Source organism: Flavobacterium sp. W22_SRS_FP1 (assembly GCF_052113685.1).
Classification (GTDB): domain Bacteria; phylum Bacteroidota; class Bacteroidia; order Flavobacteriales; family Flavobacteriaceae; genus Flavobacterium.
Genome location: NZ_JBGQOE010000022.1, coordinates 16247 through 42197 on the forward strand (window position 1 = coordinate 16247; position 25951 = coordinate 42197).

The window sequence follows — 25951 nt, forward strand, 5'->3', positions numbered from 1 at the left end:
GGGAAGGAAAAAACAAACAAAATGAAAAAAGTTGTATTAGCTTATAGTGGAGGTTTAGACACCTCATATTGTCTTAAGTATTTAAAAAATGAAAAGGGGTATGAAGTTCACACCGTATTGATTAATACAGGAGGATTTGATGAGGAAGAATTAGCTGCAATCGAAGAAAGAGCCTATGAGTTAGGAAGTGCAAAACACGCTAACCTTACTATCGTTGATAAATATTACGATAAAGCTATTAAATATTTGATTTACGGAAATGTGCTAAAGAACAACACTTACCCTTTATCAGTTAGTGCAGAAAGAGTTTTTCAAGCTATTGAAGCCATAAAATATGCAAAATCTGTTGGTGCAGAAGCTATCGCTCACGGAAGTACAGGTGCTGGAAATGACCAAATACGTTTTGATTTAATTTTTCACACCATAGCACCGGAAATTGAGATTATAACTCCTATTAGGGATTTAAAATTATCAAGACAAGAAGAAGTGGAGTATTTGTCAAAAAATGGAGTACATTATTCTTGGGAGAAAGCACAATATTCTATCAACAAAGGACTTTGGGGAACAAGTGTAGGAGGTAAAGAAACCTTAACTTCGAGCCAACCACTACCTAATGAAGCTTATCCTTCGCAATTACAAAAAGAAGGCGAAGAGAAAGTAACTTTACATTTCGATAAAGGACAAATAGTGGGTATCAATGGTAAAATGGATGCACCAACTAAAAATATTGTTATCCTTGAAAAACTGGCAAATGCATACGCAATTGGTAGAGATACTCACGTAGGTGATACAATTATAGGTATTAAAGGAAGAGTTGGTTTTGAAGCCGCTGCTCCCTTAATTATCATCAAAGCCCATCATTTACTGGAGAAACACACACTTGGAAAATGGCAACAATACTGGAAAGAACAACTAGGAAACTGGTACGGAATGTTATTCCATGAAGGACAGTTTTTGGATCCGGTAATGAGAAACATCGAAGCTTTTCTTGAAGATACCCAAAAAACAGTTAATGGAACTGTAACAGTATCTCTTAAACCTTATCATTTTACATTAGACGGAATAGAATCTGAAAATGATTTGATGAATACGGGCTTTGGTCAATATGGCGAAATGAATAACGCTTGGACATCTGATGATGCTAAAGGTTTCATCAAGATTCTAGGAAATGCACAAAATATATTTTCATCTGTAAACGACATAAGCTATGATTAATGTTGGAATAATAGGAGGTTCAGGATACACGGCGGGAGAGCTAATCAGAATTTTAATGTTTCACCCAAATACAGAGCTTGATTTCGTTTACAGTACGACTAATGCAGGAAAGCCGCTTTCTGTAGCGCACCATGATTTATTGGGTGATATCGAAATGAACTTTACTGACACAATAAATCCAGATGTAAATGTAGTTTTCTTATGTTTGGGACATGGAAAATCAATCTCGTTTTTAGAAAATAATAAATTTGCGAGTCATACTAAAATCATCGATTTAGGAAATGATTTTCGATTGACCAAAGATAATTTATTTGAAGGTAAGTCTTTTGTATATGGTTTACCTGAAATAAATAAAACCAGCATAAAAAACGCAAAACACATTGCAAATCCCGGTTGTTTTGCAACCGCTATTCAATTAGCTTTGTTACCGCTTGCAGCAAATGAGTTGTTGAATAACGACGTACATATTAATGCGACTACTGGAAGCACTGGTGCAGGGGTCTCCCCTTCTGAAACGACACATTTCAGTTGGAGATCAAATAATATGTCACATTATAAAGCTTTTGAACACCAACATTTAGGAGAAATTAACCAAAGTGTTAATCAATTGCAATCTAATTTTACAAATGAATTAATTTTCGTGCCCAATAGAGGTGATTTTGCCAGAGGAATTTTTGCAACATTATACACAACTGTCGAAGAGAGTTTAGATGATTTAGTAGCTAAATACCAGGCATTTTACAAAGACCAACCTTTTGTAACAGTTACCACTACTAACATTAATATGAAACAAGTAGTACAAACTAACAAATGTATAATTAGTCTAATGAAAAAAGGAAATCGGTTTTTGATCACTTCGGTTATTGATAATCTAGTTAAAGGGGCTTCAGGTCAAGCGGTTCAAAATATGAATTTAATGTTTGGATTAGATGAAACCACAGGATTACATTTGAAACCAAGCGGATTTTAGAAAAAAATTAGAATATAGAATATAGAGAATAGAATAAAGACCCAATAAAACCCCATTGTAAGAACTATTATACAATTACATCTTTGCTCTCTGTTCTGTTTTCTTCTCTCTTTAAAAAACAAAAAAAATGAACTTATTTGACGTTTACCCATTATACCCTATTACGCCTGTAAAAGCATTAGATTGTATCATTACAGACGACAAAGGAATTGAATATTTAGATTTATACTCTGGTCACGGAGTGATTTCTATTGGTCATACTCAACCGTATTATGTGGCCAAAGTAAAAGCACAATTGGATAATTTGAGTTTTTACTCAAATGCAATTCAGAATCCACTTCAAGTAGAACTAGCTGATAAGCTAGGGAAACTTTCGGGTTATACTGACTACAGTTTGTTTTTGTGCAGTTCTGGGGCTGAGGCCAATGAAAACGCTCTAAAAATGGCTTCTTTTCATACCAATAAATCCAGAGTAGTTTCATTTAATAATGCTTTTCATGGACGTACTTCTGCAGCAGTGGCAACGACAGATAATAAAAAAATTATTGCGCCTATTAATGCGCAGCAAATAGTTACGTTTTTGCCATTGAACGAAATTGATTTGGTTGAAGCCGAATTAAAAAAAGGAGATGTTGCCTGTGTAATAATTGAGCCAATACAAGGCGTAGGGGGTTTAGATCAAGGAACTACCGCGTTTTTTCAGGCCTTAGAAAAGGTATGTAAAGCGAATGAGGTAGTTTTAATTTTGGATGAAGTTCAATCTGGTTTTGGAAGAAGCGGGAAGTTTTTTGCGCATCAATATCATGACATCAAACCAGATATTATTTGTATGGCAAAAGGTATGGGTAACGGTTTCCCAATTGGTGGTATTTTAATTGCCCCTCATTTTGAAGCGAGTTATGGTTTGTTAGGAACTACTTTTGGCGGAAGCCATCTGGCCTGTGCCGCTAGTATTGCCGTTTTAGACGTTATTGAAAGTCAAAATTTAATGGAAAATGCTAAAAAAGTAGAAAGCTATTTCATGGAAGCTATTAAAGTTATTCCTGAAATCATAAAAGTGAAAGGAAGGGGATTGATGCTTGGTGTCGAATTTGATTTTGACGTAAGTGCATTAAGAAAGAAAATGATCATTGAAAAGCACATATTTACTGGCGGATCCAGTAACAAAAATTTATTGAGAATTCTACCTCCTTTGACAATTACAACTGAAGCTATCGATACTTTTATCATTGCACTAAGAGAATCACTGGCTGAATTGAAATAACTGTCAAACATAAAATTAAAATAATGAAAACAGTTTTATCCATAGAACAAAGGAATGCCGTATTAAGTCAAATGGCAGTGCTTATCGAAGAAGAAAGAACTAATCTTAAAGTAATTAATCAACAAGATCTAGCTAATTATTCTGGGGAAGATTTAGCTATGGAAAAAAGATTGCTCGTAGATGACGCCAAGATCGACGGAATGATTCTTTCCCTACAACAATTGGCTTCTCAAGAAGATCCTATTGGTCAAGTTCGTTTTAATTTTACACATGAAAACGGTTTGAAAATCAGTAATAAAACCGCTGCTTTTGGAACTATTCTTATCATATATGAATCCCGTCCTGATGTAACTGTTGAGGCTGGTGGAATTGCGTTCAAATCAGGAAATAAAATTCTCTTGAAAGGTGGTAAAGAATCGTTGCTTTCGAATCAAAAGATTGTTAGCCTTTGGCATCAAGCCTTAACAAATACGTACGTTCCAACTTCTTGGGTCGAATATTTAAATTATGACAGAACAGAAACTCAAGCTTTTCTTGAAAAACCAACACAAAAAGTAGATTTAATCGTGCCTCGTGGCGGTGAAAACTTAATCAATTTTGTAAAAAAACACGCTACTTGCCCAGTAATTGTAAGCGGTCGCGGAAACAATTTTGTGTATGTAAATGGGGAAGCTGATTTAGAGAAAGCAATTGCAATTATTAAAAACGGAAAAACCTCAAACATATCAGTTTGTAATGCTTTAGATAAAGTATTAATTGATACGAATCTTCCTAATTGGGAAATATTTGCAAAGCAATTAGTTACTGAATTACAGCTATTTCATGTTAACGTTTTGGGCGATGCTTCGATTTCAAATGCAACACAAGTTGCTTGCATCGAAAATGATTTAATTTGGTATGAAGAGTTTTTAGATCACAAGATTGTTATTGGTACAACCAATTCAGATCAAGAAGCAATCGATAAAATAAACAAATATTGCGGGGGGCACTCCGCTTCCATAATTACAAAAAATGAAGTTACTGCTCAAGAATTCATGGAAAATGTAGATACTGCGGCAGTATATCATAATGCTTCTACACGCTTCACTGACGGTGGTCAGCTAGGTCTAGGCGGAGAATTAGCCATAAGCACTGATAAACTGCATCAAAGAGGCCCTATTGGTTTACAGCATCTCGTTACAAATAAATGGTATATTTACGGAGATGGGCAGATCCGGTAAAAATTGAAGGATTGAATAATTAAAAAACAGCATTGTGACCTTTGCGTTTTTATAGACAAAAAAACTTTGTGCCCTTTGCGGTTAAATAATAAAAAATGGCAAAAAAAAGAATATTATTAAAAATAGGAACCAATACCCTAACCAAAGAAACCAATCATATTTCTAGAGGAAAGATCGAGGATATTGGTATGCAAATTGCTGCTTTAAACGACCAATATGAATTTGTAATTGTAAGTTCTGGAGCGATTGCCGCAGCAAAACAGTTTGTAAAACTAGAAAGTAAAGGAAAAGAGATTTTTGTAAAACAAGCATTGGCATCTATTGGACAACCTCATTTAATGCGGATCTTTCATGAGAATTTTAGCGATTTAGGATTATTAACTTCACAATGTTTATTGTCCTACTCTGATTTTGAAAAAGAACAGTCTAAAGTCAACATTGTCAATACCATAAATGTACTAATCGAAAATAATTACATTCCGATTATTAATGAAAATGATACCGTTGCAACAGATGAAATTCAGTTTGGAGACAATGATAAATTAGCGGCATTAACGGCTGTTTTATTAAAAGTTGACATTTTAATAATTGCGACAAACACGAATGGGATTTATACAAAAACATCTATTCATGACGAAATTCCAGAAACCATTTCATTGGTAACTGACTTGCAATTAATGCAACAAGAAGTGGGCGATTCTAAATCATCTCAGGGAACTGGCGGAATGCAATCTAAAATTGAAGCGGCTGCAATCGCAAAGGCTGCTAATATTGAAACATGGGTTGTAAACGGTTTAGAAGATAATTTTATTTTGAATGCAATAGAGAATACTATTCCCTACACAAAGATTGTTTAAAATGTTTATTTGTTTAATCGGTTATTCGATTAAACAAATAAACGATTAACCTATAAAAAAATGAACTACATATCTGTAAAAAACATCGACTCATTATCAGAATGGGTACAAGCAGCAATAAAAATTAAAAAAAAGCCGCTAAAAAATAAAAAACTAGGTAAAAACAAGACCTTAGGTATGTTGTTTTTCAACCCCAGTTTAAGGACTCGTTTGAGTACTCAAAAAGCAGCTTTAAACTTAGGGATGAATGTCATGGTAATGAATTTTACCAATGAAGGATGGACTCTGGAATTTGAAGATGGAGCTATTATGAATCAAGGTGCTTCGGAACATATCAAAGAAGCTGCCGAAGTAGTCTCACAATATTGTGACATTATTGCCGTAAGAGCTTTTGCTGGTTTAGTCGACAAGGAAAAAGACAATGCCGAGACCGTTTTGGCGGGTTTCCTGAGGTTTGCGACAGTGCCAGTTGTCAATATGGAAGGTTGCACGGGACATCCATTACAAGCGCTGGCCGATGCCATTACAATGGAAGAAAACAAAACAAAGTACAAACCCAAAGTAGTTTTATCTTGGGCACCACATCCTAAAGCTTTACCTCAAGCTGTAGCCAATTCCTTTGTGGAAATGATGCAGTTACAAGATGCAGATTTTGTAATTACACATCCCGAAGGCTACGAATTGAATCCTGAAATTACAAAGAATTCAACAATCGAATACAACCAAAATAAGGCTTTTGAAAATGCCGATTTTATTTATACAAAAAACTGGAGTAGTTATAGTGATTATGGAAAAATCACTAATTCAGATCCGAACTGGACCGTTACTGCCGAGAAAATGAAATTGACAAATAATGCCAAATTTATGCATTGCTTGCCTGTTAGGCGAAATGTAATCGTCTCTGATGAAGTGTTGGATAGTAAAAACTCCCTTGTCATCAAGCAAGCCAATAATAGGACTTATGCAGCGCAATTGGTCTTGCAAAAAATATTAGAAAATGAACAATAAGAAACCCATAACGGTAGTTAAAATTGGCGGAAATATTATTGATGACTCAATAGAACTAAAACAATTTTTATCTGATTTTTCAAAGATTGAAGGCCATAAAGTATTGGTTCATGGCGGTGGCAAATCTGCTACTAAAATGGCAAAAAGCATTGATCTCGTCCCTGAAATGATTGATGGTAGGCGCATAACTGACGCCGCTATGCTCGAAGTAGTTGTAATGATATATGCGGGCCAAATCAATAAAGATATCGTAGCACAATTGCAAGCCAATGATTGCAATGCGATGGGTTTTTCTGGAGCCGATGGAAATTTAATCCAATCTGAAAAAAGAAATCATCCAACCATTAATTATGGCTTTGTAGGGGATGTGCAAAAAGTAAATACAGCCTTGCTGGAAACTTTAATTTCAAGCGGTATTGTTCCCGTATTTTGTGCTATAACGCATGATAAAAAAGGACAATTACTAAATACCAATGCAGATACGATTGCAAGCGAATTAGCCATTGCCTTATCAGCAATTTTTGAAGTAACCTTAAACTATTGCTTTGAAAAACCAGGGGTGTTATATGATGCTGAGGATGATTCATCAGTAATCAAAATAATGAATCAAGAATTATACGCTAAACTAAAAGCCGAGAAAGCCATCCATTCTGGCATGATTCCTAAATTAGATAACTGTTTCAACAGCTTGTCTAAGGGAGTTCAAAAAATACAAATTGGGCATCACAACATGCTGCAAAATACAGACACTATTCATACTAGTATTGAATTATAAAAAGTTAGCCACTTCCATAAATAAAGGATTAAGGCAAAACATAGTAAAACATGAAAAATAGAGAAACACTTACTCAAGAAGCAATTGTATTATTAAAAAACCTGATAGAAACCCAATCTTTTTCTAGCGAAGAAGAACAAACCGCAGCTTTAATCGAAAAATGGTTCAATAACAACGAAATTCCTTTCGAGAGAGAAAACAATAATGTGTGGGCTTACAACGCTAATTTTGACAAAAGCAAACCTACCCTTTTACTGAATTCCCATCACGATACTGTAAGACCAAACCAAGCCTATACAAAAGATCCCTTGAAAGCTATTGTAGAAGATGGCAAGCTTTACGGCCTGGGAAGCAATGATGCAGGAGGCTGTCTCGTTTCTCTTTTAGCTACTTTTGTTTATTTTTATGCTCATCAAAACCTACCTTATAATATCGTCATTGTGGCTTCTGCCGAGGAAGAAAGCAGCGGTAAAAAAGGATTGAATAGTGTACTGAAAAGTCTACCAGAACTAGAATGTGCAATTGTGGGTGAACCTACCTTAATGCAATTGGCCATAGCCGAAAAAGGATTATTAGTACTTGATGTCAAAGTAAAAGGGACACCAAGTCACGCAGCACATCAAAACGCAGACAACGCAATTTACAAAACAATTCCAGTGATGGAATGGTTCAAAAACTATAGTTACGAGAAAATATCTGAGCAATTAGGTCCTGTAAAAATGACCGTAACTCAGATTAATGCTGGAAAACAACACAATGTCGTGCCATCAGAATGTGATTTGGTAGTTGACATTCGCGTAAACGACTGTTACACGAATCAGGAAATTTTACAGACGGTCAAAGAAAATGTGGATGCTGAAGTAACGCCGCGTTCCATGAACTTAAGCGCCTCCTCTATTCCAGTATCGCACGGATTAGTTCAAGCGGGCATTGCCTTAGGAAGAACAACTTATGGTTCCCCTACTCTATCAGATCAATCCGTTTTGAGCTGCAAATCGCTTAAAATGGGACCTGGAGACACTTTACGGTCACACTCTGCTGACGAATTTATATATTTGGACGAAATCGAAGAAGGAATCCACTTGTACATCAAAATACTTGGAGACTTTTTAAAGCAATAAAATAATTAGGAGCTAATCCTGCTATACGCTATATCTCTTGTGGCGAAACCCGCCACAAGAGGATGCCGCTACTATCAGGGCTAAAAATAAAAAATTATGAAACTTTGGGAAAAAGGAATACCAACCGATAAACAAATAGAACAATTCACTGTTGGAAACGACAGAGACCTAGATTTGGTTTTGGCAAAATATGATGCTTTAGGCTCTATCGCTCACGCAAAAATGCTTCGACAAATAGGACTTCTTACAGATTCAGAAACCACTTCATTGGTTTTAGCCTTAGAGGAAATCATCACTGATGTCGAAAAAGGAAACTTCGTTATCGAAGATAGTTTTGAAGACGTGCATTCTAAAATAGAATATCTGCTAACCATAAAACTAGGTGATGCAGGAAAAAAAATACATACTGCCCGATCTCGTAACGACCAAGTTCTAGTAGACGTTAATTTGTATTTAAAGGACGTTGTCAAAGAGCTAAAAGAGCAAGTAAAAGCCCTTTTTGACCTGATGATGGAATCGGCAGAGAAACACCAAAACGTATTGTTGCCAGGTTACACACATTTACAAATTGCGATGCCTTCGTCTTTCGGAATGTGGTTTTCAGCTTACGCCGAAACCTTGATTGATGATATTACCATGTTAAATGCCGCCTTGAAAGTCGTGGATCAAAACCCATTAGGTTCAGCTGCAGGCTACGGAAGTTCGTTCCCAATCGACAGAACGTTTACCACAAAAGAATTGGGTTTCGAAACCTTAAAATACAATTCGGTAGCGGCACAAATGAGCCGTGGAAAATCGGAAAAAACAGTGGCTTTTGCTATGAGTAGCGTTGCAGCTACCTTGGCTAAATTTTCTATGGATGTGTGTTTATACATGAGTCAGAATTTTGACTTTATCGGTTTACCAGCGCATCTTACAACGGGTTCCAGCATTATGCCACACAAGAAAAACCCAGATGTTTTTGAACTGATTCGTGGTAAATGCAACAAAATCCAAGCCTTGCCTTACGAAATTACTTTAATCACAAATAACCTTCCTAGCGGCTACCACAGAGATTTGCAATTGCTAAAAGAAGGGTTATTTCCAGCCATTCAAAATCTCCAGGCCTGTTTGGATATTGCTATTTTCTCTATCAAAGACATCAAAGTAAAAGACAATATCCTAGCGGATCCAAAATACAATTATTTGTTTACTGTTGATACTTTAAACGAAATGGTAGTTGCAGGAATCCCTTTTAGAGATGCATATAAAGCGGTTGCTGAACAATTAGAAAACGGCACCTTCGAATCACCAAAAGAAACCAAACACACCCATGAGGGAAGTATCAATAATTTGTGTTTAGAAGAAATTAAGACAAAAATGAATCTAACTTATTAAACTATCAATATTTTTTTTTAAAATATGACTCATACCTAATAAAAATGGATGTTTTTAACTAATTTAACAAAATAAACCTACTTTATAAAACAACAATATATATTTGATAAGGCTACTAATAGTAAAATAGATCGTATGAGAAGATTTGAAGAAAATGCGACAAATAGACTCTTTGAGAAAAATTTAATTGACAAAGAGCAAATAGACCAAATTACAAGCTATCGCGATTTAAATATTTTCTCATTGTATACGGAGCTCAAACTTTTCTTGTATATGTCCGTTTTATTATTTACTTCAGGTATAGGTATTTTAATTTATGAAAACATTGATAGCATTGGCCATATCGCTATTCTCTCCTTATTGTTTATTGTAGCAGCAATTTGTTTTTATTTCAGTTTTAAAAATACTGTTGGATTTAAGAAACAAGAAACTAATTTTGAAAACCCACTATTTGACTACTTAATTCTTACTGCTGTACTATTGATTTGTATTTTCATAGGTTATCTTCAATTTCAATACACCGCATTTGGCACCCACTACGACTTAGCCACATTAATCCCCACAGCAATTGGATTATTTTGTGCGTATTATTTTGATAATAAAAGTATCTTATCAATTGCGATAACGGGCCTAGCCGCATATATTGGTTTATCTGTAAGTCCACAATCATTGCTTCATAATGATTTTTACGAAACAACTACATTAAGTTATTCAGCAATTGGTTTAGGAGTTATATTAATTCTTTGGTCCATCTATAGTACTAAAATAGCTTTAAAAACCCATTTCAATTTAATATATCTTACTTTCGCCCTACACCTAATCAGTATTTCATGTATCAATAACTTGTTCAATGCTTATTGGGGAATATTTGGATTACTGTTACTAGCCTCATCTTATTATTTTTATAAATCAAGTTATAAAGTTAAATCTGTTTCTTTATTCGTCTTTACTATTATATATGCTTACGTAGGAATCAATATTTTTCTTTTTGAACTTATTGATTTAGCACTTATCTCTGATTTTCTTCTTCCAGTATTATACATAGCTCCTTTTTATTTCATTGGTTCTATAATTTTATTTATTCGACTTATTAAAAAATTCAATAAAAATAACACTAATGATAGTATACGATAAAACAGAATTAGAAAACGTCACTCTGGAGGAAGAAGCACTTTCTTTAAAGGCAGCTGGCTTTATAAATAAAGACCAATACAATCTGATTTCTAATGAATTAACAGTTCCTAAAAGCCAAAAAAACATATTTATTCGAGCTGGTTTTTTCTTACTTGGCTCCTTTTTATATTCTTCTATTTGCGGATTTTTGGCTTTAATTAGTTACCAAGCGATTGATGATAATTATGTCATTATAATTTATTTATATGCCATTTTAGGTTTTGCGGGAACAGAACTTTTGGCCAAACAAAAATATTATGGGTATGGCCTTGACGATGCTTTTTTACTTGGTACGCAATTAACATTAGCTATAGCCGTAGGAATTTCAACAGATGGAAATGGACTAATAATTGCCTCAACAATTATGATTACTTCCTTGCTGAGCTACCTTCGGTACGTCCATTTATTAATGGCATTGCTATTTTGTTTGGCCGCCACTACTACCTTGATTTATACCTTGTTTGAGTTTGGCGCCATAGGAAAAACCATTTTACCGTTTGTTATGATGTTATTTTCGGCAGGCATTTATTTTTACAGTAAAACAACACTAAAAAATTTAAAAGACCCTTTTTATCATAGGGGCGTTTTGTTGGCCAATTGCTTTGGGCTTATTCTGTTTTACCTATCGGGAAATTATCTTGTGGTGCGAGAACTTTCGGTTGCATTACTTGGTACAGGGGTTGCTCCAAATAGCGATATTCCATTTGCGTTTTTCTTCTATGCCTTCACCTTTATTGTACCGTCAGTTTATTTAGTGTATTCCTTATTAAGAATGGACCGTCTAATGCTTTGGATAGGCTCAATGGCACTAATATTTTCCATTTATAGCATTCGTTTTTACTATGCAGTATTATCTATTGAAGGTTTCTTGACCATCGCAGGATTAGTACTGTTTGCTTTTACTTATTTTGCAATAAAAAAATTAAAAAACAATACAACGGGAATTACATTCAAACCAGATCGTTTTACAAATGCCAATGCTTTTATTAATGCCGAAGCACTAATCGTTTCGCAGCTCGGTTTACAGCCAGAAACAGTTCAGGAATCCAATTTGGAATTTGGAGGCGGTGATTTTAGTGGCGGAGGCTCTGGGGGAGAATTTTAAAAAAACACCGCAAATCCGCCAACTGATAATTTGCGAATTTGCGGTAAACTATTTTATTTCTGAAATGGAAACCTATACTTTAGTTTTCAAAACTCCAGCATCTATATCACTATGAGTGGCGCTATAGATTGCTTTCCCCTCCTTAATCAGGATTAATTGAGGCGATTGATGTTGTACCCCAAAACGATTCATTATTTCGTTAGAAACATCTCGATAGGCTATTAAATCTAAAAAATAAGGTGTAACTTTATCTGAGAAGTCAAATTCATTTTCAAATTGTTTCAAAGCCATTCTACTCACACTGCAACGTGTACTGTGTTTAAAAATGGCTACTGGCTTTTCATTTGAAAGAGTTATGATTTCATTTAGCTGCTCGACAGCAGTTAATTCATTCCAGTTCATTTTACTTGCTGCATTATCTTGGTTCTCTGAACCACTAAAGATATTTTTAAAAAAACTCATGTTTTGTCTGTAATTAAGTCATTTTTAATAGTTTATATGATAATAATCATGTTTTATATGCCTTTTTGTCTGTACTATTGTATTGGAATACAACTTGATTATCGAATAGCAAAGTTACCTAAATAACTCTTAAAACTATAAAATCATGAACATAAATAAATTTACTATAAAATCACAGGAGGCCATTCAGCTATCCCAACAATTAGCTCAGGGTTTTGGGCAACAGCAAATAGAAAACGAACACGTTTTCAAAGCTATTTTTGATGTGGACGAAAATGTAGCTCCTTTTATTTTAAAGAAACTGAATGTTAATGTGCCTTTATTTCTACAGATTCTGGATAGTACTATTCAAAGTTTCCCGAAGGTTACTGGTGGCGAAATCATGCTTTCTAGAACAGCAAACTCCGCCTTGAATGAAGCGGAAATTATTGCGGGTAAAATGAATGATGAGTTTGTTTCTATCGAGCATTTAATATTAGCCATTTTTGCTTCTAAAAGTAAAGTAGCACAAATACTAAAAGACCAAGGAGTTACTGAGAAAGGGTTGAAAGCCGCTATTGATGAGTTGAGAAAGGGAGAAAGAGTTACTTCTGCCTCTGCTGAGGAGACCTACAATTCACTCAATAAATATGCAAAAAATCTAAATGAATTAGCCAAAAACGGAAAATTAGACCCCGTAATTGGTCGTGATGAAGAAATTAGAAGAGTTTTGCAAATATTAACTCGTAGAACAAAAAACAATCCGATGCTAGTGGGTGAACCCGGAGTGGGGAAAACTGCTATTGCAGAAGGTCTAGCACATCGAATTGTAGATGGTGACGTACCAGACAATTTAAAAAACAAAATTGTATTTTCCCTTGATATGGGAGCGCTAATAGCTGGTGCAAAATACAAAGGGGAATTTGAAGAACGTCTAAAAGCCGTCGTAAAAGAAGTGACTTCCGCAGAGGGGGACATTGTGCTGTTTATTGACGAAATCCACACTCTCGTTGGCGCTGGTGGTGGCGAAGGAGCTATGGACGCTGCTAATATACTGAAACCAGCTTTGGCTCGTGGAGAATTAAGAGCCATTGGTGCAACAACCTTAGATGAATATCAAAAATATTTCGAAAAAGACAAAGCCCTCGAACGCCGTTTCCAAAAAATAATAATCGAAGAACCTGATACCGAAAGTGCCATTTCCATCTTGCGTGGTATCAAGGACAAATACGAAACACACCATAAAGTACAAATAAAAGATGAAGCTATTATAGCTGCTGTCGAACTCTCCCAACGCTATATTACCAATCGTTTTCTTCCAGATAAAGCGATTGATTTGATGGACGAGGCAGCTTCAAAAATCCGCATGGAAATCAATTCAAAACCAGAAGAACTAGATGTTTTGGATCGAAAAGTGATGCAATTAGAGATTGAAATCGAAGCCATCAAAAGAGAAAAAGACGAGAGCAAGCTGAAAATTTTAGGAATGGATTTAGCCAACCTCAAAGAAGACCGAAATAAAATTTATGCCAAATGGAAATCCGAGAAAGATGTTGTTGATAGCATTCAAGCTATCAAAACAGAAATTGAAGACTTTAAATATGAAGCAGAGCGTGCAGAACGTGAAGGGGATTATGGTAAAGTAGCCGAAATTCGTTACGGAAAAATCAAGGAAGCCCAAGAACGATTAGACGTTTTACACAAAGAATTAGTCGAAAATCAATCTGGTGGAAGCTCCCTAATTAAAGAAGAAGTGACTCGGGAAGATATTGCAGAAGTAGTAGCTAAATGGACCGGAATTCCTGTAATGAAAATGCTACAAGGAGAACGCGAAAAACTACTGCATCTAGAAGAAGAACTACACCATCGGGTGGTAGGTCAGGAAGAAGCTATCGAAGCCGTAAGTGATGCAGTTCGTAGAAGTCGTGCTGGCTTGCAGGACATGAGAAAACCAGTAGGAACCTTTCTTTTCCTTGGAACTACAGGAGTAGGAAAAACGGAATTGGCGAAAGCCTTAGCCGAATATCTCTTTGACGATGAAAATGCCATGACCCGTATTGACATGAGCGAATACCAAGAGCGCCATAGCGTTAGCAGATTAGTGGGAGCACCTCCCGGATATGTAGGTTATGAAGAAGGTGGACAATTGACCGAAGCCGTGCGTAGAAAACCATATTCTGTGATATTATTGGATGAGATTGAAAAAGCGCATCCAGATACATTCAATATTTTATTGCAAGTATTAGACGAGGGAAGATTAACAGATAATAAAGGACGCTTGGCCGACTTCAAAAACACCATTATCATAATGACTTCAAATATGGGAAGCCAAATCATACAGGAAAAATTTGAAAATCTAAAAGGAAGCATGGAAGCGGCCACAGAAGCTGCCAAAGTAGAAGTGCTTGGTTTATTGAAACAAACCGTCCGTCCAGAATTCATAAACCGTATCGATGAAATTGTGATGTTTACTCCATTAAGTAGTGAAAACATAACTAAAATTGTTAGCTTGCAATTAAAAAGTATTACTAAAATGTTAGCCCTACAAGGCATCACTATGGACGCCACTCCAGAAGCTATTGCCTATCTAGCCGAAAAAGGATTTGATCCCCAATTTGGCGCCAGACCGGTAAAAAGAGTGATACAACGAGACGTTCTCAACCAATTATCCAAAAAAATTCTGGCAGGTAAAATTGCCACAGAAAGTTATATTCTCTTGGATGCCTTTGATGGAGAATTAGTCTTTAGAAATCAAACCGAATTAGTAGAATAATTATTTATTTTTTTGTAGTACTAAAGCACTTACCGCAAGGTTGGTGCTTTTTTGTTCCTTTTTAAGGAACGCAACATATAATCTTTTCCTGTACTTTTTTTTTCCATATCCCTTTTATTTTGCCACAAACTCTTTGCAAAAAAAATACGAACAGCCGTAATAATTACTAAAAACAATTTTCAGTTCGAAAAAAGGGAACCGTAAACTATATAAGTACTGCCGCAAAATCCTTGCTCAAACAGAAAATTATAATTATCTGAAGCCCGCTATCCCACGCTAAAATCTATGATGTATAGAATCCCTTTAAAACACAAGTTATGACAAGGGATTGACTGCGGGAGACACATAGAACTTGCAGTTTAATATTATCACCCCAATAGTGAGAATAAAGTTCTTTATAGAATTTAGCTCCAAAAAAAAAAATTGAAATAATATTAAAGTAAAAAAGCCCCGAACTATCAGGGCTTTATTTAATATAGTAAGTAATTAGAAATTACTTAGGCATTACAACGCTGTTTATTACATGAATTACACCATTACTGGCCATAACATCTGTAGCAGCGATTTCACTATAATTACCATTTGTGTCTTTCAACCAAATTTTACCATCTTTTTGCATAACAGTCAGTACTTGACCATTTAGTGCTTTTAATTCTACCATTCCATTACCTTTCTTTAGAGCTGCTACGACGTCAGTGGCAGTAAGTTTTCCAGATATTACGTGGTATGTTAAGATATTAGCTAATGCTTTTTGGTTTTTTACTTCTAAAAGAGAATTTAACGTTTTAGAATCAATTTTAGCGAAAGCATCATTTGTTGGAGCAAAAACGGTAAATGGTCCATCAGCTTGCAAAGCGCCAACTAAGTCGGCAGCTTTTAAAGCGGCTACTAAAGTTGAAAAATCTTCATTTCCAACCGCAACATCTACTATTGTTTCTTGCGCAGTAGCTTGTTTCGATAAAAATAAGGTCATTGTAACGGTTAAAATAAGAACTAATTTTTTCATAATTTATGTTTTTAATTGTTTTGATATTCCTACAAATATACGATTAAAATTTCATTTTGTCTAACTTAATTGTATTTTTATTAAACAATAGTTGCCGGTTTAATATTTACATGTTTAATTTTTTTATGGAAAATTATTATTTGTTTGCCTTTCAAATCTTTCAATATTCCTCCTAAACGATAAAGCATCAAATACAAAGTTTCTTTTGTCCAGAATTCCTGCCAAAAGCAGATACTTCTCCTATGGCACTTCAAAGCACCCGTTACTATAATAATTACTTCACTATTTTGATGTTTCAAAAGGTTAGCCACTAGAACAGACAACTGCCTAGCTAATCTCACGATAGGACAATGACCACTTTCCTATTGAACCTCAGTAATAAAATATTGACTTTGGTGTTTACTAACATGCAATACCTTTTAAACAAATAAGCACAAGATAAATAAAAAATATTTTCACTAGTATAGTAAGACAATTAGTTTTCTTTTGCCAAATGATAATGTGTAAATCAAGCGGAATTAGTTCTATTTTTATAATTTTATAAAACTTAGAAACATTTTGATACATATTATAATTTCACAATAGCATATCAGAAAGGACATGTGCACGTGTATGCTTTATTTAAGCCTTTAACTTATTTTTTATACCTTTAGCTTAATAATTTAGTTACAGTTTTCAATGGAAAAGAAGTTTATTATAGTTTTAGTAATTCGACAAAAATATTAACTAAAACGTATTTTGGTTCGATTACTATTGAGGATATCGAGTCTTCGTGGGAATATGCTTTTCAAAATGAATTAATCCCCAAAGAAAAAAAAGGATTTATTCTAGATTACCGAAATTCAAATTTTAAAATAAATATTAGAGAGTATATGGCGATCTCAGATTTTTATAAAAAACATATTGATGTCTTTAAAAACTATAAAATAGCTGTAGTAACTGAAGGTCCTAGTGATGTTATGATTCCGCTATTAGTTAAGGCTCAAGATCAAGGTTATAAATCTAAAGCATTTAGTACAGTAGAAGCTGCTATAAAATGGGTATTAAGTTAAAATTACTTAAACACAAATGCGCTAAAAAATGTAGCTGCCATATTTTTAAAGCTTGTTACTCCAACATAATCTTTATGTTCAGGTAGATAATAATGCACTACCCTACACCCAATCTGGATATTCCCAAACAACAGACCATTTTAAAAAAGATTTTAGCGCTTAAAAAGATTTTAATCAAAAGAAAAATAGTGGTAATTAAAACATCGATACCTGTAGCAAAATTGTCTTTATGTACATTCGTAAAATGAAGAAACAAATTGTCAATCATTAAGGAGTAAAGTACAAATCAAAATTAAATAAAGACACAGAAAAGAATGTTCAATTCGATTTTTATAGTATTTTTAGCTATAATATTGTTAATCTTATCAGAATACGGTCTTTTAGAAAAACACATGGGTTTTTCATTCCTTCTGGTTTTAATTGTCTACCAACTAGGACAATATTCCGAAAGAACATTTAAATAATGAATAATTATCAGAACAAGGACTTTAGTTTTTTAAAGAAAATGGATTAAATCCGAAAACACGAACAAAGCCATTGGGTTGTTCTTAGGATATTCAAACAAAAATAACTTTGATAAAAATCAAATAATAAAATTATGGAAAAACAAGAATTTAAATCTTTTGTTGTAGAGGAAAAAGAAGGGAAGTTTACAGGAACAGTTAAGACAAGAAACATCGAGGATCTGCCACAAGCTGATTTATTAATTAAAGTTTCCTATTCCTCTTTAAATTATAAAGATGCTCTTTCCACTACTGGAAACAAAGGAGTTACAAAAAATTATCCCCACACACCAGGAATTGATGCAGTAGGTGTAGTTGTGAAAGCTGAAAATTCATCTTTCAGTATTAATGACAAAGTAATTGTTACCAGTTATGATTTAGGTATGAATACCGATGGAGGTTTTAGTGAATATATTCGCGTTCCTTCGGAATGGGCTGTTAAATTGCCTGAAAACCTTACGATGAAAGAAGCGATGATATATGGTACGGCTGGGTTAACGGCTGGAATTTCAGTGTTACGCCTGACCGAATTAGTAAAACCAGAAGATGGAAAAATTATTATTTCTGGAGCTACGGGAGGGGTTGGGTCATTAAGTGTTGCTATTCTAGCCAAATTAGGTTATTTCGTAGTTGCGATTACAGGTAAAGAGTCCGAACGAGATTACTTGACTAATTTAGGTGCAAAAGAAATTATTCTCCGTAGCGATTTCGAAAATTTAGACAAACGACCAATATTAAAACCACTATTTGCTGGAGGTATAGATACCGTTGGTGGTGTAATTTTAGAAAACATAATCAAATCCACAGCACCAATGGGAGCGGTAACTTGTTGTGGTAATGTTGCATCACCAAAGATAGACCTGACCGTATTCCCCTTTATTTTAAGAGGCATTAGCCTAATAGGTATTGACTCTCAGAATTACCCACTGAAATACAGAGAGTTGGTTTGGAAAAAACTTGCCCAAGACTGGAAACCTTCACAATTATCAGATACCTGTGTCGATATCACGCTTGATGAACTAGAGAGCAAAATAAATTTAATGCTTCAAGGAAAACTAAAAGGTCGTACCGTTTTAAAATTAAGTAAGTAAAACAAGTTAAAGAAGAAGAACCTGCGGCAACAAGCATATTTAACTCTTTACGAACTCGATGGACTTTTTATTTATTTTCGTATTTTCGTGAGCTCAAAATACTCTGCTTTTATCTCTGTAGCTACTTCAAGAGTCAAAATGTTAAGAGCTATACAGGGTGATAAAGTAACCAATTTGATATAAAAACATGAAAGTAAAAAATAGCATCGAAGAAGATATAACTGAAATATTTCGTCTATATAAAATTGCAACAGACTTTCAGAAAACTAGGTTTACTGGGCATTGGCCTGAATTTGAGCGAAATTTGGTTGAAACCGAAATTGCAGAGAGTAGACAATGGAAAATAGTAATAGATAATAAAATTGTTTGTGTTTGGGCGACAACATTCAACGACCCACAAATTTGGGAAGAAAAAAATAATGACCCATCAATATACATTCACAGAATTGCGACAAACCCCGACTTTAGGGGACTCAACCTAGTTGGACAAATAGTAGAATGGGCAAAAAAATATGCATTCGATAATAATAAAAAATTTATTCGGATGGACACTGTTGGGGACAATCCAGGACTTATTAGTTACTATTCAAAGTGTGGTTTTGATTTTTTGGGATTATTAAAACTTCAGAATACTGACGGATTACCCGCGCATTATAAAAATGCTACTGTAAGTTTGTTTCAAATTAAATTAAAAGAAAATTGAAGCACAACTGAAGTATCCAATAGCATTTTTTACTGATCATTACCATTGATTTAGATATTTAAACCAATTAAAATGACAAAAAAGCACTTAATTTGATCCCGCATAAATTAAACTGTAGCGACACATTAGAAAACTAATAAAAGCGAATCGATTGAAAAAATTTGAAAGAGAACGATTAATACTTCAACCCACAACTATAGCTGATGCTGAGTTTATTAGAACTCTATATAACAGCCCTAAGTGGATAAAATTTATTGGTGATCGTAAAATAAATACTGTCAAGGACGCCGAAAATTATATCCAAACCAAGTTAACGCCACAAATCCAAAGTTTGGGTTTTGGTAACTATACGATAATTAGAAAGTCAGATGGTGAAAAGATTGGCTCTTGTGGTCTTTACGATAGACAGGGAGTAGAAGGAATTGATATTGGATTTGCTTTGCTTCCAAATTTCGAAAAAAAAGGATATGCCTTTGAAAGTGTTAGCTACTTAAAAGAAATCGGTTTCAATAATTTTAAACTAAAACAGATCAGCGGAATAACTTCTAAAAAAAACAAAGCATCGCAGGATTTGTTGATGAAAATTGGGCTCACATTTGAGAAAAACATAATACTTCCAAATGAGACCGAAGAGATACTTTTATACACTCTTATTAAAGTTAAGTAAACTAATCAAAACTTACGAAGAAAAATGATTGAAAACCTAACTATCAGAGAATACAAATCAAACGACAAAAACGAAGTATTAGCAATATTAAAACGCAACGTTCCTAAGTATTTCGCCGAAAGCGAAATTGAGGACCTCAAGGAGTACCTTAAACACAAAATAGAAAAATACTTCGTTACTACAATTGGCGATGTGATAATTGGTGCCGGTGGAATTAACTTTGATGACAACAGTAAAACCGCAAAAATTAGTTGGGATTTTGTAGACATAAAATTTAAAGGAAGAGGAATTGGACAATCGCTGTTAAAATATAGAATTGACTTTATACAATCAAATTATGTTAGCGCAACCATAAAGGTTAGAACTTCTCAATTAGCCTACAAATTCTATGAGAAAAACGGATTTACCCTGAAGGAAATTGAAAAAGATTATTGGGCAAAGGGGTTTGACTTATACAGCATGACCTACGAATAAAAAAATTACACTTTTAATTTTGCAACAGCAGTGTTGATAGATTACAAGAATAACTTTATTTTCAATAACTTGCAATACATACTATTTACCTTAGTGCAACAGAGCTAAGTAAACCCTCACTCAAACAACTATTTATAATGCAAACGATATTAGGGGCAAATGGAGTAATTGGCGAAGCACTAGCGAAAGAATTACGGAAAAACTATACCCAAAAAATAAAATTGGTGGGACGGAATCCACAAAAAACTCATCCAGATGACTTGGTTTTTAAAGCAAATTTGCTCGATTCGGAAAGTGTAGGTAAAGCTCTTGAAAACACGGAAATTGCATACTTAACGGTGGGACTTGCTTATGATTCTGAAATATGGCTAAGGGATTGGGTAAGGATAATGGAAAACGTGATTGCAGGCTGTAAGCAAAACGCTTGTAAATTAGTCTATTTTGACAATACTTATGCCTATGCGCAAGACAGCACGATCCAAACAGAAGAAACAGCTTTACTATCGAAAGGAAAAAAAGGAAGGGAAAAAAAACTAGCTGCCGAACTTTTATTAAAAGCTATGGCCAATAATGAAATTGAAGCAGTAATTTGCAGAGCTCCCGAGTTTTACGGACCTGGAAAAACAAAAGGACTGACAAATACAATTGTATTTGATAATTTAAGAAAAGCCAAGAAGCCCAAAGTATTCTTAAAAGACAATGTCTTGCGCACACTTATCTTTACTCCTGATGCCAGTAAGGCTACGGCATTAATTGGCAACACGACAGGCGCATACGGCCAAACATGGCACCTGCCCTGTGACGACAATAGATTAACCTACAAGGAATTCATCGCCGAAATCGGCAATCAATTAGGACGGCCTATAAAATATGACATCTTAGGTTGGTGTGTCTTAAAAATAGCATCCTTCTTTGACAAGAACCTGAAAGAAACTCAAGAACTACTTCCCCGTTACGCTATCGATAACATTTTTGAATCCTCAAAGTTCAAAAATAAATTTCCCGATTTTAATGTAACCAGGTATCAAGAAGGAATCAGAATCATCTTAGAGGATTATAAAATCACGTAAACTGAAAAGTCTAGCAATATGATTACATGAACCATTTGGCACTGCATTAACAGCTATTTATTGAAACCGCTTTACCTCTGCCCTACTAAATACAAAACCATTCAAAACAATTAAAAAAACAAATTATGAACTATTTTTTCGGAATTATTATCTTGACAATTTTAGCAAACAGCCAGATGATTTTTGATTTTAATAAAAAGTCTGATATAAAAGCTTGGAAAATTATTAATGATGGGGTTATGGGAGGAATGTCATCAGGTTCTTTTAAATTAAGTCCTGATGGACACGGTGTGTTTGAAGGTAAAGTCTCCTTGGAAAATAATGGTGGTTTCTCCATGGTGCGTTATACATTTGAAAAGATGAAAGTAAACAAAGACAACAAGATTATTATTAAACTTAAAGGAGACGGCAAAAACTATGAGGTCCGAATAAAAGACAACTCTAGTAATTATTATTCCTACATCCGCTCTATTACAACCTCTGGTGAGTGGCAAGAAATAGAAATACCGTTGAAAGATATGTATCCGTCTTATAGGGGAAGAAAACTCGATTTACCTAATTTCTCTAAAAATCATATTGAAGAAATAGTTTTTTTAATAGGAAATAAAAAGCCCGAAAATTTTAAGCTGCTACTCGACAAAATAGAGCTAAATTGATTCAAAAGTTACATTCTCGTTCTGTTAGTTCTTTCTTGGGAAGCGAACAAAGTTGTTCTCCAGAATTTCACAACTTGTGAATTTAAAAGCAGCGTTAGCCTTAAAAATAAAACATATAATTATGCAGCATAAAAGACTTTTTATTATTGTGCTCATTGTAATAATTCTATTGACAATACCAATAATAGCAATGCAACTCACTGATGAGGTTAATTGGACTCTTCAAGACTTCATTGTCGCAGCCGCTCTTTTACTTGGTACAGGACTGCTGTGTGAGTTCACACTAAAAAAAGTAAAGCAACCCAAGTACCGCATCGCAATCTGTCTAGCGTTTCTTCTCCTACTACTTTTGATTTGGGCAGAACTTGCAGTCGGCATTTTCAGAACACCTTTAAGCGGACATTAGGTCGATAAAAAAATCCCTAGTCAACCTTACAACTTCTACTAAAAAAATGAATTCAATTTTATTAAAAAAAATGGCATCCATCAGAATGCCATTATAAGAATCTTACAGTTTGCTAAAAATCAATGGATCAAAATCAGATTTGACGATCACATTTTTTGGACTCAAGTCCTCATTAATTCTATTGAAAGAAAGCAATATATTTCCTGCTTTTTGATAATTGTTCCAAGGTTTAAGAAACTTTGGTTCTGTATCATTATAATTTTTATAATAGGCCCATTGTTTGATCAAGTGGTCTTCTTTGTCAACATAAACCCAATATTTATTATCTGGAGTTACACCTACTGAATTAAAAGTAAGTTGTAATATATCTGCCGCTTTTCCACCAGCTAATTTTCCTGTGCTTACATAACTACGATTTACCCCGGGATCTTTTAATTTCCATGGCATTACCAACCAATACGAATCATTAATCCACCAATTCTTAGCTTTAACAATTAGTTCATTGGTTTTTTTCACATCTTCAACCAAAATCCCATTTTCATATGCTTTCCCTTTTAGGGTATTGATATTTAGTAAAATAGTTTGGTTTGCGTCTTGACTTTCTACTCGAACATCACCGGTCCATTTATCCCAAAACAGTTTTCTACCCACGAATTCCCATTGAATAAAATGGGTGTTATTGTAATTTTCGATGCCGCCCATAGCTACAAGCATTTCTTTCACGATCGCGTTTGCTTTTTGGGATTCTGACTGTGCTATAGATGAATTGCTGTTGAAAATTATTAAAAGCAGAATTAGAGCTAATTTAGATATGCTATTCATAACTATTTTTTTTATTGTTTTTAAAAGACAAATATAGCTACTTTTCATTTCTTATTCAATTATTATTCCATTTCCAAATTCAGAATTTTCTCATTTTTTCTTTCTGCGTTTACTACTAAACCTTTCAAAATCAGAACTACTGTATTTATCGAATTACTGCACAAATGCCCAGCATTAACTAAGAGTAAAACTTAAAATTCAGCCCATTTAGTATATCATCACTCTTTTATAAAAGCTTAATGAAATCCAATTAAACAGGCTTGTAAAAAATCCAAAGTAGTAACTTTTGAATTAGCATTCAGCTAATTTATTCCGATCTCTAAATAGTCTTTCGTAGTATTTTACTAACAGTGCATAGGAATCTTCTTTAATTTTTATAAATTTGAATCAGCTATCACAGACGCTAAAAGCAAATTTAAATAAACAGCCCCATAATGAAATCTTTCAGTAAACAATTGTCCTTCCGTTGGTCAGATCTTGACCCTAATTTTCATGTTCGTCATAGCGCTTATTACGACTTTGGTGCGCAGCACCGTATCGAGATTTTGGAGAGCCTAGGCTTGACCATAAAAGCATTGCAAATGAATTCTTTAGGCCCTATATTGTTTAGAGAAGAATGTGTTTTTCGAAAAGAAATTAAACTTTCAGACGCTATCTTCATGCACACCAAAGTTTCCAAACTAAAAGCTGACGGTTCGCGTTGGTCTATTGTGCACGCATTTTTGAACGAAGCTGATGTATTGCACGCCACAATAACTGTTGATGGCGCCTGGATGAATACGCAACTACGCAAGCTTTCCGATCCCGTTCCTGCTATTGCTCTACAAGCTTTCGCTAGTATACCTAAAAGTGAGGATTTTATCCAATTGTAACATTTCTACTTGTCACAAAAAAGAATCTAAGCAAACGAAAAAATAAGTGATTTTAGAATAACGACTCATTAAAAAGTTTTATTTTAGACAAAAAAAATGAAGATTCTAAAATCACTTTTTCTAGTAGGCCTTTTGTTTGCAATTAGTAGTTTTGTAACAAAGGAGGAAACACTTAAGAAAACAAAAGAACAATCTAGAGAATTCTACCAACTCAAAACTTATGTTTTAAGTACAGAGCAGCAAGTTCAATCCACTGATAAATTTTTAAAAGAAGCCTACCTACCAGCACTAAAAAAACTAGGAATTAAAAGTATTGGGGTTTTCAAACCAAAACTAAATACTGCTGATACATTAACCAAGATTATAGTTGTAATACCTTTTAAATCAATAAATCAGTTTCTCGAGCTTGATGATACATTAGCCAAAGACAAAAACTATTTACAAGCTGGATTCGAATACTTAAATGCCAATTATAAACAACCGCCGTATCTGCGTATCGAGTCCGTTCTTTTGAAGGCATTTACAGATCATCCTTTTTTGACTATTCCCTTATTTGATAATCCAAGAACTGATAGAGTTTATGAATTAAGAAGTTACGAATCAGCGACAGAGGCAATTCATATAAATAAAGTAGATATGTTTAATGCCGGTGGCGAAATTAAACTCTTTAACCGCCTTGGTTTTAATGCAGTCTTTTATGGCCAAGTGATTTCGGGTGCCAAGATGCCCAATTTGATGTACATGACTACTTTTTCAAATCAAGAAAGTCGAGATGACCATTGGAAGGCCTTTACATCGTCACCAGAATGGAAAGAGTTGATAGCGATGGAAAAATATAAAAACAACATTTCCCACATGGACATTACTTTTTTATATCCAACTGACTACTCGGATTTTTAGTGAATCTATAATAATTAATAACAAAAAAGCACAACTATAAACGTTGTGTTTTTTTTTGTTATGCCAAGAAATAGCGTACGATAACATTATAAAAATGAAATCAAGATTTGTAATTAAACATTATTTATTACCTAGAATTAAAACCGTAAATTTGAGTAAATAGAAACAGTATTATTAAGTTACTTTAAGAATTAAATTGAGAGTTATTTTAATACGACAAGAAACCAATAACAACCATATTAACTCTTAATAAACAAAATTTAATTTAAATTGCAATTCAATTTTTACAAAATCAATCAAATGGAACGGCTGATGATTTACTGTACGAAAAATTAGAAAATCAACTAAAATAAAAGTGGAAAATGACAAGAAAAATTCAATTGTAAACTATTTGTTTTTTGAATTTTAAATCAGGAACTACTAAAATTGC

Annotated in this window: 25 protein-coding genes; 22 read left to right on the top strand and 3 right to left on the bottom strand. The window is 34.2% G+C overall.

Annotation, left to right across the window (positions count from 1 at the left end; genetic code table 11):
• Positions 1-21 precede the first annotated feature (21 nt).
• The 11 genes from ACEN2H_RS12030 (at position 22) to ACEN2H_RS12080 (ending at position 12085) form a co-directional block, all read left to right on the top strand.
• The gene (locus ACEN2H_RS12030; protein WP_441732689.1) at positions 22-1215 is read left to right on the top strand and encodes an argininosuccinate synthase; all 1194 of its coding nucleotides are present in this window, start codon (positions 22-24) and stop codon (positions 1213-1215) included.
• Positions 1208-2185, top strand: coding sequence for an N-acetyl-gamma-glutamyl-phosphate reductase (argC, locus tag ACEN2H_RS12035; protein WP_441732691.1), 978 nt, complete (start codon positions 1208-1210; stop codon positions 2183-2185). The genes ACEN2H_RS12030 and argC overlap by 8 nt, the downstream gene beginning before the upstream one ends.
• A gap of 127 nt (positions 2186-2312) precedes the next feature.
• Positions 2313-3449, top strand: coding sequence for an aspartate aminotransferase family protein (locus tag ACEN2H_RS12040; protein ID WP_441732693.1), 1137 nt, complete (start codon positions 2313-2315; stop codon positions 3447-3449).
• 23 nt (positions 3450-3472) lie between these two features.
• Positions 3473-4669 (top strand): glutamate-5-semialdehyde dehydrogenase, encoded by a 1197-nt coding sequence (locus ACEN2H_RS12045; RefSeq protein ID WP_441732695.1) that lies wholly within the window; start codon positions 3473-3475, stop codon positions 4667-4669.
• A gap of 95 nt (positions 4670-4764) precedes the next feature.
• On the top strand, positions 4765-5526 hold the full coding sequence (gene proB, locus ACEN2H_RS12050) for a glutamate 5-kinase (protein ID WP_441732697.1): 762 nt from the start codon (positions 4765-4767) through the stop codon (positions 5524-5526).
• A gap of 60 nt (positions 5527-5586) precedes the next feature.
• A complete protein-coding gene (locus tag ACEN2H_RS12055; protein ID WP_441732699.1) occupies positions 5587-6534 on the top strand; it encodes an N-acetylornithine carbamoyltransferase in 948 nt (315 codons plus the stop codon).
• Complete coding sequence (gene argB / locus ACEN2H_RS12060) at positions 6524-7309, top strand: acetylglutamate kinase (protein WP_441732701.1); 786 nt, start codon at positions 6524-6526, stop codon at positions 7307-7309. Before ACEN2H_RS12055 ends, argB begins: the two co-directional genes overlap by 11 nt.
• Before the next feature lie 50 nt (positions 7310-7359).
• A complete protein-coding gene (locus tag ACEN2H_RS12065) occupies positions 7360-8430 on the top strand; it encodes a M20 family metallo-hydrolase (protein ID WP_441732703.1) in 1071 nt (356 codons plus the stop codon).
• 96 nt (positions 8431-8526) lie between these two features.
• On the top strand, positions 8527-9807 hold the full coding sequence (argH, locus tag ACEN2H_RS12070) for an argininosuccinate lyase (protein WP_441732705.1): 1281 nt from the start codon (positions 8527-8529) through the stop codon (positions 9805-9807).
• A 135-nt stretch (positions 9808-9942) separates the two neighbouring features.
• On the top strand, positions 9943-10941 hold the full coding sequence (locus tag ACEN2H_RS12075) for a DUF2157 domain-containing protein (protein ID WP_441732707.1): 999 nt from the start codon (positions 9943-9945) through the stop codon (positions 10939-10941).
• Positions 10925-12085 carry a hypothetical protein gene (locus tag ACEN2H_RS12080; RefSeq protein WP_441732709.1) on the top strand — a complete coding sequence of 387 codons (1161 nt, stop codon included), beginning with the start codon at positions 10925-10927 and terminating at the stop codon, positions 12083-12085. Before ACEN2H_RS12075 ends, ACEN2H_RS12080 begins: the two co-directional genes overlap by 17 nt.
• Before the next feature lie 72 nt (positions 12086-12157).
• On the opposite strand, the gene ytxJ is transcribed toward ACEN2H_RS12080, so the two are convergent.
• Positions 12158-12547 carry a bacillithiol system redox-active protein YtxJ gene (ytxJ, locus tag ACEN2H_RS12085; RefSeq protein WP_441732711.1) on the bottom strand — a complete coding sequence of 130 codons (390 nt, stop codon included), beginning with the start codon at positions 12545-12547 and terminating at the stop codon, positions 12158-12160.
• Positions 12548-12692: 145 nt separating this feature from the next.
• Between ytxJ and clpB the strand changes: the two genes are divergently transcribed.
• On the top strand, positions 12693-15299 hold the full coding sequence (clpB, locus tag ACEN2H_RS12090) for an ATP-dependent chaperone ClpB (RefSeq protein WP_441732713.1): 2607 nt from the start codon (positions 12693-12695) through the stop codon (positions 15297-15299).
• Positions 15300-15792: 493 nt separating this feature from the next.
• Here clpB and ACEN2H_RS12095 read toward each other — a convergent pair whose 3' ends face one another.
• Positions 15793-16305, bottom strand: a complete 513-nt coding sequence (locus ACEN2H_RS12095) for a fasciclin domain-containing protein (RefSeq protein WP_441732715.1) — start codon at positions 16303-16305, stop codon at positions 15793-15795.
• A gap of 872 nt (positions 16306-17177) precedes the next feature.
• Between ACEN2H_RS12095 and ACEN2H_RS12100 the strand changes: the two genes are divergently transcribed.
• From ACEN2H_RS12100 to ACEN2H_RS12135, 8 genes are all read left to right on the top strand, one after another.
• Positions 17178-17357, top strand: coding sequence for a hypothetical protein (locus tag ACEN2H_RS12100; protein WP_441732717.1), 180 nt, complete (start codon positions 17178-17180; stop codon positions 17355-17357).
• Positions 17358-17955: 598 nt separating this feature from the next.
• The gene (locus tag ACEN2H_RS12105) at positions 17956-18951 is read left to right on the top strand and encodes a YhdH/YhfP family quinone oxidoreductase (RefSeq protein ID WP_441732719.1); all 996 of its coding nucleotides are present in this window, start codon (positions 17956-17958) and stop codon (positions 18949-18951) included.
• 187 nt (positions 18952-19138) lie between these two features.
• Positions 19139-19654, top strand: a complete 516-nt coding sequence (locus ACEN2H_RS12110) for a GNAT family N-acetyltransferase (RefSeq protein WP_441732721.1) — start codon at positions 19139-19141, stop codon at positions 19652-19654.
• 151 nt (positions 19655-19805) lie between these two features.
• Entirely contained in the window at positions 19806-20321 is a 516-nt protein-coding gene (locus ACEN2H_RS12115) for a GNAT family N-acetyltransferase (protein ID WP_441732723.1), read from the top strand.
• A gap of 24 nt (positions 20322-20345) precedes the next feature.
• Positions 20346-20795 (top strand): GNAT family N-acetyltransferase, encoded by a 450-nt coding sequence (locus ACEN2H_RS12120; RefSeq protein WP_441732725.1) that lies wholly within the window; start codon positions 20346-20348, stop codon positions 20793-20795.
• Positions 20796-20932: 137 nt separating this feature from the next.
• Positions 20933-21865 carry an NAD-dependent epimerase/dehydratase family protein gene (locus tag ACEN2H_RS12125; protein ID WP_441732727.1) on the top strand — a complete coding sequence of 311 codons (933 nt, stop codon included), beginning with the start codon at positions 20933-20935 and terminating at the stop codon, positions 21863-21865.
• 125 nt (positions 21866-21990) lie between these two features.
• The gene (locus tag ACEN2H_RS12130) at positions 21991-22521 is read left to right on the top strand and encodes a CIA30 family protein (RefSeq protein WP_441732729.1); all 531 of its coding nucleotides are present in this window, start codon (positions 21991-21993) and stop codon (positions 22519-22521) included.
• A gap of 148 nt (positions 22522-22669) precedes the next feature.
• On the top strand, positions 22670-22927 hold the full coding sequence (locus ACEN2H_RS12135) for a hypothetical protein (protein ID WP_441732731.1): 258 nt from the start codon (positions 22670-22672) through the stop codon (positions 22925-22927).
• A gap of 102 nt (positions 22928-23029) precedes the next feature.
• Here ACEN2H_RS12135 and ACEN2H_RS12140 read toward each other — a convergent pair whose 3' ends face one another.
• Positions 23030-23749, bottom strand: coding sequence for a hypothetical protein (locus tag ACEN2H_RS12140; protein ID WP_441732733.1), 720 nt, complete (start codon positions 23747-23749; stop codon positions 23030-23032).
• A gap of 434 nt (positions 23750-24183) precedes the next feature.
• Between ACEN2H_RS12140 and ACEN2H_RS12145 the strand changes: the two genes are divergently transcribed.
• Together ACEN2H_RS12145 and ACEN2H_RS12150 are read left to right on the top strand one after the other, a co-directional pair.
• Positions 24184-24621 carry an acyl-CoA thioesterase gene (locus ACEN2H_RS12145; protein WP_441732735.1) on the top strand — a complete coding sequence of 146 codons (438 nt, stop codon included), beginning with the start codon at positions 24184-24186 and terminating at the stop codon, positions 24619-24621.
• Positions 24622-24717: 96 nt separating this feature from the next.
• Positions 24718-25521 (top strand): NIPSNAP family protein, encoded by an 804-nt coding sequence (locus tag ACEN2H_RS12150; protein ID WP_441732737.1) that lies wholly within the window; start codon positions 24718-24720, stop codon positions 25519-25521.
• Positions 25522-25951: the final 430 nt, after the last annotated feature.